General features: G+C 44.7%; 17 protein-coding genes. 7 read left to right on the top strand and 10 right to left on the bottom strand.

Going from position 1 to position 14,380, the window contains the following annotated elements; all coding sequences use genetic code 11:
- Nucleotides 1–111: 111 nt before the first annotated feature.
- The 5 genes from CHI10_RS06465 to hprK form a co-directional block, all read right to left on the bottom strand.
- Nucleotides 112–663, bottom strand: a complete 552-nt coding sequence (locus CHI10_RS06465) for an acyltransferase (protein ID WP_095243490.1) — start codon at nucleotides 661–663, stop codon at nucleotides 112–114.
- Nucleotides 660–1,307: a pyrophosphatase PpaX gene (gene ppaX / locus CHI10_RS06460; RefSeq protein WP_095243489.1), complete on the bottom strand. Its 648-nt coding sequence runs from the start codon at nucleotides 1,305–1,307 to the stop codon at nucleotides 660–662. The genes CHI10_RS06465 and ppaX overlap by 4 nt, the downstream gene beginning before the upstream one ends.
- On the bottom strand, nucleotides 1,297–2,244 hold the full coding sequence (locus CHI10_RS06455) for a nucleoside recognition domain-containing protein (protein ID WP_095243488.1): 948 nt from the start codon (nucleotides 2,242–2,244) through the stop codon (nucleotides 1,297–1,299). The genes ppaX and CHI10_RS06455 overlap by 11 nt, the downstream gene beginning before the upstream one ends.
- 19 nt (nucleotides 2,245–2,263) lie before the next feature.
- Nucleotides 2,264–3,088 carry a prolipoprotein diacylglyceryl transferase gene (gene lgt, locus CHI10_RS06450; protein ID WP_095243487.1) on the bottom strand — a complete coding sequence of 275 codons (825 nt, stop codon included), beginning with the start codon at nucleotides 3,086–3,088 and terminating at the stop codon, nucleotides 2,264–2,266.
- Nucleotides 3,089–3,210: 122 nt separating this feature from the next.
- Nucleotides 3,211–4,146 (bottom strand): HPr(Ser) kinase/phosphatase, encoded by a 936-nt coding sequence (gene hprK, locus CHI10_RS06445; protein ID WP_061793405.1) that lies wholly within the window; start codon nucleotides 4,144–4,146, stop codon nucleotides 3,211–3,213.
- A gap of 351 nt (nucleotides 4,147–4,497) precedes the next feature.
- On the opposite strand from hprK, the gene CHI10_RS06440 reads away from it, so the two are divergent.
- The 7 genes from CHI10_RS06440 (at nucleotide 4,498) to CHI10_RS06410 (ending at nucleotide 11,576) form a co-directional block, all read left to right on the top strand.
- Nucleotides 4,498–5,877: a PTS transporter subunit EIIC gene (locus tag CHI10_RS06440; RefSeq protein ID WP_095243486.1), complete on the top strand. Its 1,380-nt coding sequence runs from the start codon at nucleotides 4,498–4,500 to the stop codon at nucleotides 5,875–5,877.
- A gap of 85 nt (nucleotides 5,878–5,962) precedes the next feature.
- The gene (locus CHI10_RS06435; RefSeq protein WP_095243485.1) at nucleotides 5,963–7,033 is read left to right on the top strand and encodes a DUF871 domain-containing protein; all 1,071 of its coding nucleotides are present in this window, start codon (nucleotides 5,963–5,965) and stop codon (nucleotides 7,031–7,033) included.
- Nucleotides 7,033–7,932 carry an N-acetylmuramic acid 6-phosphate etherase gene (gene murQ / locus CHI10_RS06430; protein ID WP_095243484.1) on the top strand — a complete coding sequence of 300 codons (900 nt, stop codon included), beginning with the start codon at nucleotides 7,033–7,035 and terminating at the stop codon, nucleotides 7,930–7,932. Before CHI10_RS06435 ends, murQ begins: the two co-directional genes overlap by 1 nt.
- 186 nt (nucleotides 7,933–8,118) lie before the next feature.
- Nucleotides 8,119–9,309, top strand: coding sequence for an N-acetylglucosamine-6-phosphate deacetylase (gene nagA, locus CHI10_RS06425; protein WP_095243483.1), 1,191 nt, complete (start codon nucleotides 8,119–8,121; stop codon nucleotides 9,307–9,309).
- The gene (nagB, locus tag CHI10_RS06420) at nucleotides 9,306–10,040 is read left to right on the top strand and encodes a glucosamine-6-phosphate deaminase (RefSeq protein WP_095243482.1); all 735 of its coding nucleotides are present in this window, start codon (nucleotides 9,306–9,308) and stop codon (nucleotides 10,038–10,040) included. The genes nagA and nagB overlap by 4 nt, the downstream gene beginning before the upstream one ends.
- Nucleotides 10,041–10,072: 32 nt before the next feature.
- On the top strand, nucleotides 10,073–10,804 hold the full coding sequence (locus CHI10_RS06415) for a GntR family transcriptional regulator (RefSeq protein WP_095243481.1): 732 nt from the start codon (nucleotides 10,073–10,075) through the stop codon (nucleotides 10,802–10,804).
- A gap of 106 nt (nucleotides 10,805–10,910) precedes the next feature.
- Nucleotides 10,911–11,576 (top strand): N-acetylmuramoyl-L-alanine amidase, encoded by a 666-nt coding sequence (locus tag CHI10_RS06410; protein ID WP_095243480.1) that lies wholly within the window; start codon nucleotides 10,911–10,913, stop codon nucleotides 11,574–11,576.
- A gap of 40 nt (nucleotides 11,577–11,616) precedes the next feature.
- Here CHI10_RS06410 and CHI10_RS06405 read toward each other — a convergent pair whose 3' ends face one another.
- The 5 genes from CHI10_RS06405 to CHI10_RS06385 all read right to left on the bottom strand — a co-directional run bounded on the left by CHI10_RS06405 (nucleotide 11,617) and on the right by CHI10_RS06385 (nucleotide 14,213).
- Nucleotides 11,617–11,976: a phage holin family protein gene (locus CHI10_RS06405; protein WP_048009336.1), complete on the bottom strand. Its 360-nt coding sequence runs from the start codon at nucleotides 11,974–11,976 to the stop codon at nucleotides 11,617–11,619.
- Between the two features lie 3 nt (nucleotides 11,977–11,979).
- Complete coding sequence (locus tag CHI10_RS06400; RefSeq protein WP_095243479.1) at nucleotides 11,980–12,174, bottom strand: PspC domain-containing protein; 195 nt, start codon at nucleotides 12,172–12,174, stop codon at nucleotides 11,980–11,982.
- A 49-nt stretch (nucleotides 12,175–12,223) separates the two neighbouring features.
- On the bottom strand, nucleotides 12,224–13,333 hold the full coding sequence (locus CHI10_RS06395) for a DUF4097 family beta strand repeat-containing protein (RefSeq protein WP_095243478.1): 1,110 nt from the start codon (nucleotides 13,331–13,333) through the stop codon (nucleotides 12,224–12,226).
- Nucleotides 13,334–13,356: 23 nt separating this feature from the next.
- A complete protein-coding gene (locus tag CHI10_RS06390; RefSeq protein ID WP_095243514.1) occupies nucleotides 13,357–13,671 on the bottom strand; it encodes a magnetosome magnetite crystal formation protein family in 315 nt (104 codons plus the stop codon).
- A 197-nt stretch (nucleotides 13,672–13,868) separates the two neighbouring features.
- A complete protein-coding gene (locus CHI10_RS06385; RefSeq protein ID WP_035329260.1) occupies nucleotides 13,869–14,213 on the bottom strand; it encodes a hypothetical protein in 345 nt (114 codons plus the stop codon).
- Between the last annotated feature and the right edge of the window lie 167 nt (nucleotides 14,214–14,380).

Raw genomic sequence — 14,380 nt, 5'->3', positions numbered from 1 at the left:
AGAGACAGAAAAATAAAAAAGACTCCTTTTTTTAAAAAGGAGCTTACTTATATAGTTTGTTCTTTTTTCTATAGGTTATTTGAAGTTATTGATTATAAAAACTCCGCCAGCCTAAGCAAGCGGAGTTTTATTTTTATCTGTACCATATATCGGATCGTCCGCCCAGCGAGCGGCTAGCTCTTCCTTTGTATAAATGACACGCATCGGGTTGCCGCCAACAAAAGCTCCAGCAGGGACATCTTTATGGACAAGCGTTCCGGCTGAAATAATCGCACCATCACCGATTGTGATACCCGGCAGTATAGTTGAATTAGCGCCAATCATGACTTCACTTCCAATTTCAACCCGGCCGAGGCGGTATTCCTTAATCAGATATTCATGAGCGAGGATTGTCGTGTTGTAGCCGATGACCGTGTTGCGGCCGACGCTTATTTTTTCCGGAAACATGACATCCAGCATCACCATGAGTGCAAATGATGTCTGATCCCCCACCTTCATTCTCAGGAAGTTACGGTAGAGCCAATTCTTCATGCCCAGAAATGGCGTATAGCGCGCAAGCTGAATCACAATAAAGTTTTTGACAACCTTCAGGAACGGAACCGTTTTATAAACATGCCAGAGTGAATTGCCTCCCTCTACCGGAAAACGCTCCGTTTTTCTCATTGGTTTTCTGCCTCAAGAATATCGAGCAGGTCAGCCATATTGTCCAGCATATAATCCGGTTCAAAGCGCGCCAGGAATTCAAGGCCTTTTGCTGTCCAGGCTACACCAGCCGTTTTCGTGCCGGCGTTTTTTCCGCCATCGATATCATGTGAATTATCACCGACCATAATGGCTTCCTCCGGCTTCGCATCCAGCAGGCTCAACGCCTTCAAGATTGGCTCCGGATCCGGCTTTGGCTTCTCCACATGATCAAGCGTGACAACCACATCGAAGAACTGATCAAGATTTGTCAGCTTTAAGCCCTTTTCAACTACATTGGAAACTTTCGTCGTAACAATGCCCAGTTTATATCCTGATTCTTTTAAAGTCCGAACCGTTTCAAACACGCCGGCAAATTCCTTCACAAGCAAGTCGTGGTTCTTAATATTGTACTCCCGGTAAACTGAGATCATTTCATCCACTTTTTCAGGGTTGATGGTCTCAAATGTTTCATGCAGGGTCGGCCCCATGAACGGAAGAACATCTTCCCGCTGATAGCGGTCAGGATAATATTTTCCGAGTGTATGCAAAAACGAGGAAATAATCAATTCGTTTGTGTCAATTAATGTTCCATCTAAATCAAATAATAGTGTGTTAATGCTCATATGTTGCTTCCTTTCTTTTTGCCAGCTCAGCACGGTTCCAAATCATCGCCACCACCAGTGTCAGAATGACCGCCACACCCAGACGGATCAGCAGAAGCGGCAAGACCGGAATGCCAAGCGGTACGAAAATCAGTGTATCTTCAACGACTGCGTGGCAGGCTACCAGGAAAATAAATGCGATCGTTACATCTTTTTTGCTGACGCCATCTTCCTCTACAGCCTGGATCATGACACCCGCCCCATAGGCAAGGCCAATCACCAATCCGGCCGCAAGGGTTGTAGACGTATTTTCTTTCATTCCAAGTGCCCTGGTCACAGGCGCCATCCATCTTGAAAAGACAGCAAGCCATTGCTTATCTTTTAAGATCTGAATGATGATCATCAGCGGGATGACGATGATGGCAAGCTGTAGAATGCCAAGCAAAGCCGTCAGCAGTGCATCCAGCAGGATTGGCAATGCCCCCGACACCTGCTCTTCCTTTGCCGGTATAAATCCGTACTTAGCCGTTTCGGATCCGCCCTGCCAAACAAGGTTGATAACAATGGCACTCAACAGCGCCAATCCGAAACGGACGGTAAGAACGACCCAAAGCTTAACGCCAACCTTCAAAGCGACTCCCGTTTCAATCAGCATATTATGTGAGAACGACAGCATGACAGCAATAATAAATACTTCTTTAACCGTTAAATCGAGCGTAAGAATAGCTCCAATTCCGGCATACAAATTCAAGAAATTCCCCAAAACAAGCGGTATGGCTGCATCTCCTGACAGCCCGATCAGATTCATAAGGGGCGTGATCAGCTTGATAACCCATGGAAGCACCGGCGTATGCTGCAGCAGTGCCACAATCAGCGTGACCGGGAATATGACTTTCCCGAGTGTCCATGTTGTTTTTAAGCCGGCCATCAGCCCCCTTTTGGATGATTCAACCAGCATTTCTACTCTCCCCTATTCTTTATTTCCCCTCGGCTTTATCCAGATAACGAGCTTTGGCATGGCCCTCTGCTCTTCTATAAAAAATCAGTACCAGAGCCCCTATAATAAGAACGATAGATATCGTCTGAGCAATTCTTAAATTCTCAGTAAGCATCAGGCTGTCGGTACGGAGGCCTTCTACGAAGAAACGTCCGATCGAATACCAGATGACATACGAGAGGAAAAGCTCCCCGCGCCTTAAGTTTGCTCTTCTTAATAAGATAAGGATGATAAATCCAATGATATTCCAGATGGATTCATACAAAAACGTAGGATGATAATAAGCTCCGTTAATATACATCTGGTTAATGATAAATTCAGGCAGATGCATGTTCTCCAGAAACGCCCGGCTGACTTCCCTCCCGTGCGCCTCCTGATTCATAAAGTTTCCCCAGCGGCCGATTGCCTGCCCCAAAATGATGCTTGGCGCTGCAATATCAGCAAGCTTCCAGAACGATATTTTCTTTTTCTTTGCAAAAACATAAGCGGTGATGACAGAACCAATCAAGGCTCCATGAATGGCAATTCCGCCATTCCATATTTTGATGATTTCACCCGGGTTCTGCGAATAAAAATCCCATTGAAAAATAACATAGTAGATCCTGGCGGAAATAATCGCAATAGGAATGGCCCAAAGCATTAAATCGGCAAAGATGTCCTTAGGGAGTCCCCTTTTTTCCCCTTCCCTCATCGCGATAATGAGAGCCAGAGCAATGCCTAGGCCGATAATCAGGCCATACCAGTGGACCTGAATCGGCCCAAGAGAAATGGCAATCGGATCTAACGGCTGAATATTGTTGTCCATGATCACTTTTCCTTTCGAAAAGCGCGGCTGCGCCCTTTATCTATTCTTTTTTGAAGCCTGGTGAGGATTAACAGCTTTCAATCAAACGTTTGATTGAAAAATGATTGATCTGTTTTCACAGATTAACGATCATCATGGTCTCCGTCCTCGATCACATCTGAAAGGCGGTTCGTGAACTGTTCCGCCGCATTCATTCCCATTCTCTTTAAGCGGAAATTCATGGCAGCCACCTCAATGATGACAGCGAGATTTCGTCCGGGTCTTACCGGAATGGTCAGCTTCGTAATCTCCGTATCGATGATTTTCATTTTTTCTTCATCAAGGCCGAGACGATCGTACTGTTTTTTCGGGTCCCACAGCTCCAAATTCATAACCACAGAGATTTTTTTATAGCTGCGGACAGCTCCAGCACCGAACAGTGTCATAACATTGATGATACCGAGACCGCGGATTTCAAGCAGATGTTCGATCAATTCTGGTGAATTTCCCACCAGATAATCTTCATCCTCCTGCCTGATCTCCACACAGTCATCTGCAACAAGGCGGTGTCCGCGTTTTACTAATTCAAGTGCCGTCTCGCTTTTACCTACTCCGCTCTTACCTGTTATCAGCACTCCTACCCCATAAATATCAACAAGGACGCCGTGAACAGCTGTTGTTGGAGCAAGCTTGCTTTCCAGAAAATTGGTCAGCAAACTGGAAAAACGGGTCGTTTTTTGCTTGGATCGAAGAAGAGGAACTGATTCCCTCTCGGCTGCTTCAATCAGTTCTTCCGGGATATCAAGCCCTCTTGTCACGATTATGCCTGGCGTAATATCTGTACAGAGGCGTTCAAGCCGGATTTCCCGCTCAGAATTAGTCAGCGTTTCAACAAAAGACAGTTCCGTTTTTCCGATCAATTGAACGCGTTCAGCCGGATAATAATCAAAATAACCTGCCATCTCCAAGCCCGGACGTGAAATATCACTCGTTGTAATCGGCCGGTTAATGCCTTCCTCTCCGGCAATCAATTCAAGCCCAAATTTTTCTATAATATCTTTCGTGCGCACTTTTACCAAAATAGGTTCCTCCTTTAATGCTGGCACTGCCGGATGATCTCTTTATATGTAACTCTTTAATTAAGTTCATACTGAAGTTCTCTTTATTTTAGCACTTTTTAACCCAGAACCAAATTTCTGAAATCGATTTTTTCAAAATTAACACTAGGCCCATATGCTTAATCCTGTTTAAAAAGGACAATTTTCCGGATTGTTCTGCGTATAAATATGGTGACATGCCCATATAAAAATTTATAAATGGTATAGACAACTAGACTTAACCTTGTTAATATGGGGATGTAAGCGAATTCATTTATTTTTTTTGGCTCTTATTACGTTTATTCATTTTAAAAAAAAGAGGGGGAAAAGCTCATGCGTAAAGAAGAACGCTTGGCGAAAGAGATTACGGAGCAGTTGGGCGGCACCGGCAATATTGCGGAACTGGCCTCCTGCATGACCCGTCTTCGCGTGAAGCCGGTCGATGAAAGCAAAGTCAATCTGAATGGCATCAAGGATATTGACGGCGTTATGGGTGTTGTGGAAGCAGAAACACTCCAAATCATACTGGGACCAGGAATCGTCACCAAAGTAGCTGACGAAGTTTCCAGAATGACAGGCAAAAATGTTTCTTCCGTTGATGATGAAGAAGAGATTGACACTTCATTGGAAGGACTGGCAGCCCGGACGAAAGCCGGACTCAATGAGAAAAATGCTACTCCTTTCAAGCTGTTTTTACGAAAAATTGCAAGTATCTTCATCCCGCTGATCCCGGCTATCGTTGCTTCCGGTTTGATTGCAGGGATCAATAATGTAATCATCAAATCAGGCGGAGATCCGGAATCTACTCTTGTGCAAATGCTTGATCTGATTGGCTGGGGTTTATTCGGTTACCTGGGTGTGTTTGTTGGTATTAACACGGCTAAGGAGTTTGGAGGATCTCCTGCTCTTGGCGGTGCGGCCGGTATTCTATTAATCAATCCAGGCCTTGCCAATATCACTTTATTCGGTGAAGCGCTGGTGCCAGGCCGCGGAGGACTTATCGGAGTCATGCTCGCTGCTGCATTGGTGGCCTTCTTGGAAAAAAGAATCCGCAGATTCGTTCCTTCAGCTATTGATATAATCGTAACACCGACGCTCGCATTATTAATTACAGGCTTTGCAACCTTCTTCATCCTGCAGCCTGTTGGCGGATTCCTGTCAGATATCATTACTAAAGGCTTGCTTGGCATACTTGATGTCGGCGGCATCCTGGCTGGATTAGTACTTGCCGGAACATTCCTTCCTTTAGTTGTAACTGGTTTGCATCAAGGTTTAACACCAGTTCACATGGAATTGATTAACTCAATCGGCGATGACCCGCTGCTTCCGATTCTTGCAATGGGCGGCGCAGGCCAGGTAGGTGCGGCATTCGCCATTTATTTCAAAACCAAAAATGCGCGTCTGAAAAGAGTCATTAAAGGCGGACTTCCGGTTGGAATACTCGGAATCGGCGAACCGCTTATTTTCGGGGTTACCCTGCCGCTGGGACGTCCTTTCCTGACAGCGTGTCTCGGAGCTGCTGTCGGCGGCGCTTTCCAGGCGTTCTTCAAAATTGCTACAGTAGCCATCGGGGTTTCAGGCATACCGCTTGCCTTCCTCGTTCATACCCATCAAATCATACTGTATCTGATTGGCCTATTAATTGCCTATGCTTTTGGCTTCCTGTTCACATGGCTGTTCGGATTCAAAGAGGAAATGGCGAAAAACATATAATAAACAAGGAGAAGGAGGAGCATTCCTCCTTCTTTACTTATGAGTCCCCATTTTTATAAAATTCAGATTTGTAGAGGTGACCAGGATGTTTGGAATATCAGTTTACTTATCAGAAGAGCGCCAATATCAAAATGCGGAATGGATAGAAAGGGCGGCTACTCATGGCCTCACATCCATTTTCACATCCCTCCATATTCCCGAAGATGACCACAGTACTTATAAACATTTGCTTCAGAATCTTGGGGCCTTGGCAAAGCAGCATCATATGGAACTCCTCGCAGATGTTTCCCCCCAGTCATTGGGCCATTTAGGATTGGGCTGGGATTCGATTGATACACTTCTCGAATGGGGCCTTACCGGAATCCGGGCTGATTACGGCTTCACTTCTGAACAGATTGTTGAACTCTCAAAAAAAATGAAACTTGGAATCAATGCCAGTACCATCTCTGCTGAAGAATTGCGGGAATGGATGGAAATGGGATTAAACTCCAATAATATAGAAGCCTGGCATAACTTTTACCCGCGGCCGGAAACCGGTTTGGATAAAGACTTTTTAATAGAGCGAAATAAGCTCCTAAAAGGCATAGGAATAACTACCATGGCATTTGTGCCTGGTGACGGGGAACTTCGCGGGCCCCTTTTTGCCAGTTTGCCTACTCTTGAAAAACACCGGGGCTCGTCACCTGCTGCTGCGGCGGCTGAACTGATGAACAGCTGTTATACAGACAAAGTACTGATTGGTGACCATTCAGTAAAAGACGGGACTCTTGCACAGCTGGAGAAAATCTCGGAAGATGCTGTGCCTCTCCGAATCGAGCTGATCGGCGGACAAATCTATGAAGATCTTTATAATAAACCTCATACAAACCGGATGGATCCTGCCAGGGATGTTGTCAGGTCGGTTGAATCAAGATCTTACGCCGGGCAGGGATCAAATAAATGGGAACCTGTGAACCAGCTGGAACGTAAAAAAGGCAGTGTCACAGTTGATAACATACTATACGGCCGATACGCAGGAGAGCTGCAAATTACACTGACAGATCTCCCTCGGGATGAACGCGTGAATGTAATCGCCAGAGTAATAGAAGAAGACATGCCCCTGCTGGATCAGATTAAAGCAGGAACTAAATTTCAATTAATAGTGAGGGATAAATAATGAATATTACAAAGCTGAATACAGAGCAGCGAAATCCAAAAACAATGGAAATCGATTTAATGACAACAGAAGAAATTATTACAATCATCAATCAGGAGGATACAATTGTTCCTAATGCCATCGCAAGAGAAATCCCTCACATTGTCAAAGTGGTGGATGAAATTACGGAGAGCTTCAAAAAAGGTGGCCGCTTAATTTATGTTGGAGCCGGCACCTCAGGACGCCTCGGGATTATCGATGCTTCAGAATGCCCGCCGACCTATGGAACAGACCCAGAAATGGTTGTCGGCATTATCGCCGGGGGCAAGGAAGCCATGACCGAGGCGGTTGAAGGCGCTGAGGATGACAGTGAACAGGGACGCCAGGATGTCGCCGATATTCAATTATCTGACAAGGATGTGCTTGTCGGCATTGCCGCGAGCGGCCGTACGCCATATACGATCGGAGCTCTTCAATACGGAAATGAAGTCGGTGCTGTTACTGTTTCAGTTGCCTGCACCAAGGATTCCGAAATGGGGAAAATCTCTAAATATACGATTGCACCTATCACAGGTCCGGAAGTCGTTACAGGCTCTACAAGAATGAAAGCAGGCACTGCACAAAAGCTTGTCCTGAACATGCTGACAACAGCATCCATGATCAAGCTGGGAAAAGTGTACGGCAATTTAATGGTAGATGTGCAGATGACAAACGAGAAGCTGTTTAAGCGTGCGGAAAATATCGTTAAAATGGCTACTGGTGCATCAGATGAAGAAGCCCGGGAAGCACTTAAAGAACAAAACTATCATACAAAGGCAGCCATTCTTCAGATTTTAACAGGATTAAAAGGTGAAGCAGCCGCCGAGCTTCTGAAAAAGCATAATGGCTATTTACGGGAAGCAGCTGCAGATACAAAATAATCATTTTTTGCATGTATTTCTTCTAAAACTCAAATAAATAGGATAGAAAGCGTCCGATCGCCTTCTATCCTTTTTTTGGTTGTATAGACCAAAAAGTTATAGGGAGTTAAATCCGCTAACTGGTATAGACATCTTAGTGCAAACCTTTTATAATAAAAGTATCATTCAAACGGAGATGAACTGAAAATGAGCCGTCTATTACTGAAAAATGCCAGAATTCTTCTGGAGAACAGCACGATTGATAAAGGGTTTATTTTAATAGAAAATGAGCAAATCCTGCAGACTGGAACCTTGGAGGAACTTCCTGCCAGCTTCCAGGATACAGAAATTATAGAGCTTTCCCCTGAGCACACAATCAGTCCGGGGTTTATTGATGTCCACATTCATGGCGCTGGCGGTGCCGATACGATGGATGCCACATTTGAAGCGCTGAACACGATGGCCGGCGTTTTGCCTGAAGAAGGAACTACAAGCTTCCTGGCCACAACCATCACACAGGAAAAAGAAAAAATAGAAGCAGCGCTGGTCAATGCAGCTCACTTTCAAAAAGAACAAAATACTCCCGGCAAGGCGGAAGTAATCGGAATCCATCTCGAAGGCCCGTTTATTAATGAAGCAAGAGGCGGAGCCCAGCCGAAGGATCATATCCTTGAGCCTGATATTGAACTCTTTAAGCGCTGGCAGGAAGCAGCGGACGGGACGATCAAACTGATCACACTAGCACCGGAAAAAGCAAATGGCTATGAATTTATCCGCTATTTAAGTGAAAATGGCGTTGTCCCTTCAATCGGCCATAGTGATGCCGTTTTTACCGAAATGGAAAAAGCTGTTCAGGCTGGAGCTAAACAGGTGACCCACCTGTTTAACGGAATGAGAGGCATGCATCACCGTGAACCTGGTGTTGCCGGCGCTGCTCTTTTATTTAAGGAATTGATCGTTGAAATGATCGCTGACGGCATCCATGTCCGTCCGGAGATGATCAAGCTTGCACTAAACGCCAAAGGCACAGGTGGTATGATCCTGATAACAGATTCGATGAGAGCCAAATGCCTGAAGAATGGCCATTATGATCTTGGCGGACAGGATGTAAAGGTCGAAAATGGCCAGGCACTGCTTGCTGACGGCACATTGGCCGGAAGCATTTTAAAAATGAAAGACTCCATAAAAAACATGATTGACTTTACAGATATACAGCTGCATGAAGCTGTCCGGCTTGCAAGCACCAACCCGGCCAGACAGCTCAATATTTTCGACCGGAAAGGCAGCATTTCAGAAGGCAAGGATGCGGACCTGGTTGTACTCGATGAGAACCTTGAGGTTGCCATGACCTTCTGCCGAGGCGTCAAAGCCTTTGAACGTGAGGTGAAAGGGAATTGAAAATCATTCGAACAGCCGATTATCACGATATGAGCCGAAAAGCTGCCAGGCTTATAATTGATAAAGTCCGCCGGCATTCTGATATGACATTAGGGCTTGCTACCGGAAGTACACCAAAAGGAGTTTATGCCGAACTGATTAAAGATCATCAGGAAAATGGCACTTCTTATGAAAAAATCACGACGATTAATTTGGACGAGTATATCGGCCTGCCTCCAACTGATCCTAATAGCTACAGGCATTTCATGAATAGCGAACTATTTGATCATCTGGACATCCAGCTCGAAAACACGCATCTTCCCAATGGTTCCGCAGAAGATATGTCCAGGGAATGCGAACGGTATGAACAGCTGATCAAGGATCTGGTGGATATCGACCTCCAGCTGCTCGGAATCGGCCGCAACGGACATATCGGATTCAATGAACCTGGCACTGCTTTTAACAGCCGTACGCATGTCGTGGACCTTGCGGAAAGCACGCGCAAGGCTAACGCAAGATTTTTCAGTTCTATAGAAGACGTTCCAGCCCAGGCCATTACAATGGGAATCGCTTCGATTCTTGATAGCCGGGAAATCATCCTGCTCGCATCAGGTTCAGCCAAGGCAGAAGCCATCAGACAATTGGTTAACGGAGAGCCTGATGAACAGTTTCCCGCTTCAGCCTTGAAGCTTCATCCGAATGTAACCATCATCGCCGATGAAGAAGCACTTAGCCTTGTCAGTCAGGACTGATGATCAGTACTAATAGTGATAGGAGAATTTTCATGATCGATAAGCAATCACCCATCCCGATATATCACCAATTGGAAGAGTATATTAAACATTTAATAGATAACGGCAAGTTAAAGCCTGATGAAGCCATTCCTTCTGAGCGCGAATATTCGGAGCAATATCAGATCAGCCGAATGACAGTCAGACAGGCATTAAATAACCTTGTCAACGATGGTTATCTATACAGGCAAAAAGGACGCGGAACTTTTGTCAACAAACAGAAGGTCGAACAAAAGCTTCAGGGATTGACGAGCTTTACTGAGGATATGAAAGAGCGCGGCATGGTGCCGAGCAGCCGCCTCATATCCTTTGAAATCATCCCGGCCGAGCCGCAGCTGGCGAGAAAGCTTGATATAAAAGAAAACACACCGGTTTATGAAATTAAACGGGTGCGGATGGCAGATAACCTGCCAATGGCCCTGGAAACCACCTACCTGCCTGCTAATCTCGTTAAAGGGCTTACAGAGGAAATCATCAACAAGTCACTTTATCAGCATATCGAAGAAAAACTGTCACTCACCATCAGGGAAGCCACCCAGCAGATTGAAGCCTCAATCGCTAAGGAAACAGAGGTAAACCACCTGCAGGTAGATCCTGGATCTCCTGTACTCCTTATCGCCCGCACTTCCTTCTTAGAGGATGGCACGCCTTTTGAGCTTGTAAAATCAGCATATCGCGCAGACCGCTACAAATTTGTTCATACGATGCAGCGCGCTGCAAAATAGGAGAAAGCCCTTAGGGTTTTCTCCTATTTTCATTTTACCATGTCCTTTTGAAAGGTTTGTCCATATTATATAGATGAAGATATTTTTAACAGAAAGGAGCGATTAGATGAAAATCATATTGGATGCCGGACATGGCTATAGCACCCCCGGCAAACGGAGCCCTGATGGAATGAGAGAATTTGAATTCAACCGGGCAGTCGCCAGCCTGGCAAAGGAGATGCTGGGAAAGTATCAAAACACAGAAGTTCACTTTGCCCACTCCGATGAGCGGGACGTGCCGCTTGCCGAAAGGACCTCTCTCGCAAATAATCAAAACGCTGACTGCTATGTGTCCATCCATGCCAATGCGTACGGAACAGGCGAATGGAACAGCGCAGGCGGAATTGAAACATATGTCTACCCTTCCAAACCCCGGGAAGCATTGGCACTGGCCCAAAAGATCCAGCGAAACTTAATCAGTTCTACAGGTTTGCGGGACCGGGGAGTCAAAACAGCTGATTTCCATGTGCTGCGTGAGACAAAAATTACTGCCGTTCTTGTGGAATGCGGGTTTATGACCAATAAAGAGGAAGCCTCCCTTCTTCGGACCCCCATCTACCGAAAACGCTGTGCACAGGCTATTGTAAAAGCAATTGCCGAACAATATGGCTTAAGAAAGCATGATAGAATCAAACAATACAAAGTTCAAGTTGCCTTTTCCGAAAAGCAGCTTGCTGAGAATCTCGCCGGGAACCTGAAGAAGGACGGCTTTAATGCCACGATTATAGAATAAGAAAAAAGCCAGCATTACGCATGCTGGCTTTTTATCGCATTTACTTTTCCCTCGCCGGTTCCAGGATTGCTTTTTGAATGATCAGGTTAACGATTGACATAATCACCGATACAAGAATCGCTGTGCCAAACCCGGCAATTTCAAATGAATCACCCATAAATCCATCCGTTATCATAAGCGTGACAGCATTGATGACGAACAGAAACAAGCCGAGCGTTAAAACAGTAACGGGCAGAGTTAAAATAATCAGGATAGGCTTCACAAGAATGTTCAGGATGGAAAGCATGAAGCTGGCACCAACGGCAGCCCCAAATCCCGACAAGTAAAACGAATCCTTAAAAAAACCTGCGATCGCTACAAACAGGACCGCATTTATCAATATTCCCAGGATCCATCTCATGTCCTACAGCACCTCTTCATTAGGAAGCACAAACACAAGCAGAGCATAAACGAGTGCCATTGGGAAAACACCTGTTGTAAATAATAAAACAATGAAAATGACCCTGAGTATGGTAGCGTCTATCCCGATCGATTTTGATAAGCCGCCCAATACTCCCGCTAACTTCCGGTTGCTGCGGGAGCGAATTAATTTGTTCATTAAGAATCCCTCCTATCTGGAAAAGCGGAAGGCGCCCTTCCGCCCCGTTTTACCAGGCTGTTGTCCGCTTGATTGTGATGGCACCTGTTTTGGAGTCAGCCCGCAGCTTAAGTCCGCTGCCGCTTTCTTTCACAGATTTAAAACGCATCATTTTCTGAATCACTTCGCTCTTTTCTTCTATTACTTCAATACCCTCAATGTCAGGATGAAAACTGCCCAGATTGGTGCGCAGCTCTCCGCTGACAACAGCGAAATCCGGAACAAACAGATCAATGCTGCCCGTCGCCGCCTTCGCTTCGATCCATTCGCAGCGCTCATTTTCTGCCCTGCATGTTACATTTCCATTAAAGGATTGCAGTTCAGCTTTTTTGAAGTCGCCATCAGCCAGAATGGCACCATTTAACGTTTCGGCTTCCACATGATCGATCCGGCTTTTTTGAATGGTAATCTGCCCGTTGGCTGTTTCAGCCTCCACATTACGGCTGTTCAAATCACTAACCGTTATTTTTCCATTAGCTGTTTTCGCTTTAAAGTTTTCCACTGATAAGTTTTGGCTTTCAATCGGCCCATTAAACATGCGGATTTTCACATTTTCATATTCCGACTTTGGAATATAGATGACTGCTTCAAGCTTCATCCATTTTTGCTGAGTCGAAAATCTCAGCCTCTGCCCTTCAATGGCAAAAATAACATCCTTCAAAAAATTCCTGCGGGCTTCATCCTGATTATCCACACGATAGACCTTGGCTTTGCATTCAACACGCACATCACTTTGATCCCACGGAATTACCTTAACTGTTCCATTGGCAACATCAATGTCCAGATCTTTTAAGTATGCGTCTGCATGCTGAAATATATGAGAGATTTCAACACTTTTCCCAAAATTAAAATCTAGATCCAGATCCTTCACTTTCTTAAATGCTGAATCTACAAAATCAATGATCTTTTCCTTGGCACTTTGATGCTTTGAGCTATATGGCTCGCCTTTTTTAGCTTCTTCAAACTTAACCTCAGCAGATAGCTCCTTAATTAAGTCCTCCTGCTTCTGCTCCATCGTCTGATTTGTTTGTTCAAGCTGTTCCAGCAGAGTTAAAGCTTCATCAACTGTAAGCTTTCCATCCTCGACCATTTTCAAAATACGTTTGCGTTCCTCTTTCATTTTCTGGCCCTCCTCTATTAGTTCTATTCCTGTATCAGGACTTTTACCCCTTTAATGATATTCCATATAAATACAATTAATAGCAGAATGATTGTGATGCCGACAGCTGCAAGAAAAAATACCGGAATTTCCTGATCATTAACTGTAAACTGAGTAACCGCTGCAAAAACAATGAATGGAACAGGAATTAGCGGGATCAAATGTGATAAGAATGCACTCTTTGCATGCCGCTTCACTTCCCTGTCTTCTGAAGCAAAAAATACAATAAGCGGAAAAATAAATCCTGCGAACATAATGCTAAAATAACTTAAAGCAGATAGAACCTTTCTTGTTTCCAATGTTCTCAGCTCCTTTATGTCTGTAATACGGAACTGGTGCGGTAAAAGTTTCAGCTTCCTCTTCATTATAGAAAATCAACGGAGCATTTACCTCCATATTTTTAAAAATACATCTGCAGGCTGATGGGTTCCATGGCCTCAAGTCTCATAGCTTTACTTATAAAAAAACCGCCTTTTATTCAAAGACGGTTTTTTGGCTATTTATAGGCAGCTGCCAGGTCGGTGCGCGGCGCTTCCTTCTTTTTCACTTCGTCGATTTTATTGACAAACATCTGGAAAACCTTTCGTTTTTCATCCAAATCACGTATGTATTCTTTCAATTCGTTATACTTTTCTTCAAAAGGCTTATGATACATTTCACGGATATTATCAATGATCTCTTCGTTCACAGTAGACTGGATAACCTGCTTTGTAATTCCGTATTTGTAGGAATATACTTTCAGCTCTTTTTTAACATCCTCGTATTCATTATTAATCTGGTCTAAAACTTCAGAAATATCTTCTTTCCATTCTTCCAGTGACTTCGCTAAATAATCCTCCATAATGACCTCCCCTTCTGTTTCCAGACAATAGTTTCCCTTATATAGGAGTATAACGCTGCTTGGTTACACTGGTTTTGCTGGAACATTACAGTGTGTTATCAATTAAAAGTAGGAGATATTGTCTGTTGAAGTGGGGGGTGTTGATTTCCGCTGCAGGCACTCGCTTT

It is taken from the genome of Bacillus sp. 7894-2, from assembly GCF_002272225.1.
Taxonomy (GTDB): Bacteria; Bacillota; Bacilli; order Bacillales; family Cytobacillaceae; genus Cytobacillus.
The sequence above is the reverse complement of the archived record's forward strand: the minus strand, read 5'-3'. Positions and strand labels throughout refer to the sequence as shown.

Excerpts from the sequence above, each read along its gene's own strand:
- CHI10_RS06465 (WP_095243490.1), bottom strand. The coding sequence starts at position 663 with ATGAGAAAAACGGAGCGTTTTCCGGTAGAGGGAGGCAATTCACTCTGG.
- ppaX (WP_095243489.1), bottom strand. The coding sequence starts at position 1,307 with ATGAGCATTAACACACTATTATTTGATTTAGATGGAACATTAATTGAC.
- CHI10_RS06455 (WP_095243488.1), bottom strand. The coding sequence starts at position 2,244 with ATGCTGGTTGAATCATCCAAAAGGGGGCTGATGGCCGGCTTAAAAACA.
- lgt (WP_095243487.1), bottom strand. The coding sequence starts at position 3,088 with ATGGACAACAATATTCAGCCGTTAGATCCGATTGCCATTTCTCTTGGG.
- CHI10_RS06440 (WP_095243486.1), top strand. The coding sequence starts at position 4,498 with ATGCGTAAAGAAGAACGCTTGGCGAAAGAGATTACGGAGCAGTTGGGC.
- CHI10_RS06435 (WP_095243485.1), top strand. The coding sequence starts at position 5,963 with ATGTTTGGAATATCAGTTTACTTATCAGAAGAGCGCCAATATCAAAAT.
- murQ (WP_095243484.1), top strand. The coding sequence starts at position 7,033 with ATGAATATTACAAAGCTGAATACAGAGCAGCGAAATCCAAAAACAATG.
- nagA (WP_095243483.1), top strand. The coding sequence starts at position 8,119 with ATGAGCCGTCTATTACTGAAAAATGCCAGAATTCTTCTGGAGAACAGC.
- CHI10_RS06415 (WP_095243481.1), top strand. The coding sequence starts at position 10,073 with ATGATCGATAAGCAATCACCCATCCCGATATATCACCAATTGGAAGAG.
- CHI10_RS06410 (WP_095243480.1), top strand. The coding sequence starts at position 10,911 with ATGAAAATCATATTGGATGCCGGACATGGCTATAGCACCCCCGGCAAA.
- CHI10_RS06405 (WP_048009336.1), bottom strand. The coding sequence starts at position 11,976 with ATGAGATGGATCCTGGGAATATTGATAAATGCGGTCCTGTTTGTAGCG.
- CHI10_RS06400 (WP_095243479.1), bottom strand. The coding sequence starts at position 12,174 with ATGAACAAATTAATTCGCTCCCGCAGCAACCGGAAGTTAGCGGGAGTA.
- CHI10_RS06395 (WP_095243478.1), bottom strand. The coding sequence starts at position 13,333 with ATGAAAGAGGAACGCAAACGTATTTTGAAAATGGTCGAGGATGGAAAG.
- CHI10_RS06385 (WP_035329260.1), bottom strand. The coding sequence starts at position 14,213 with ATGGAGGATTATTTAGCGAAGTCACTGGAAGAATGGAAAGAAGATATT.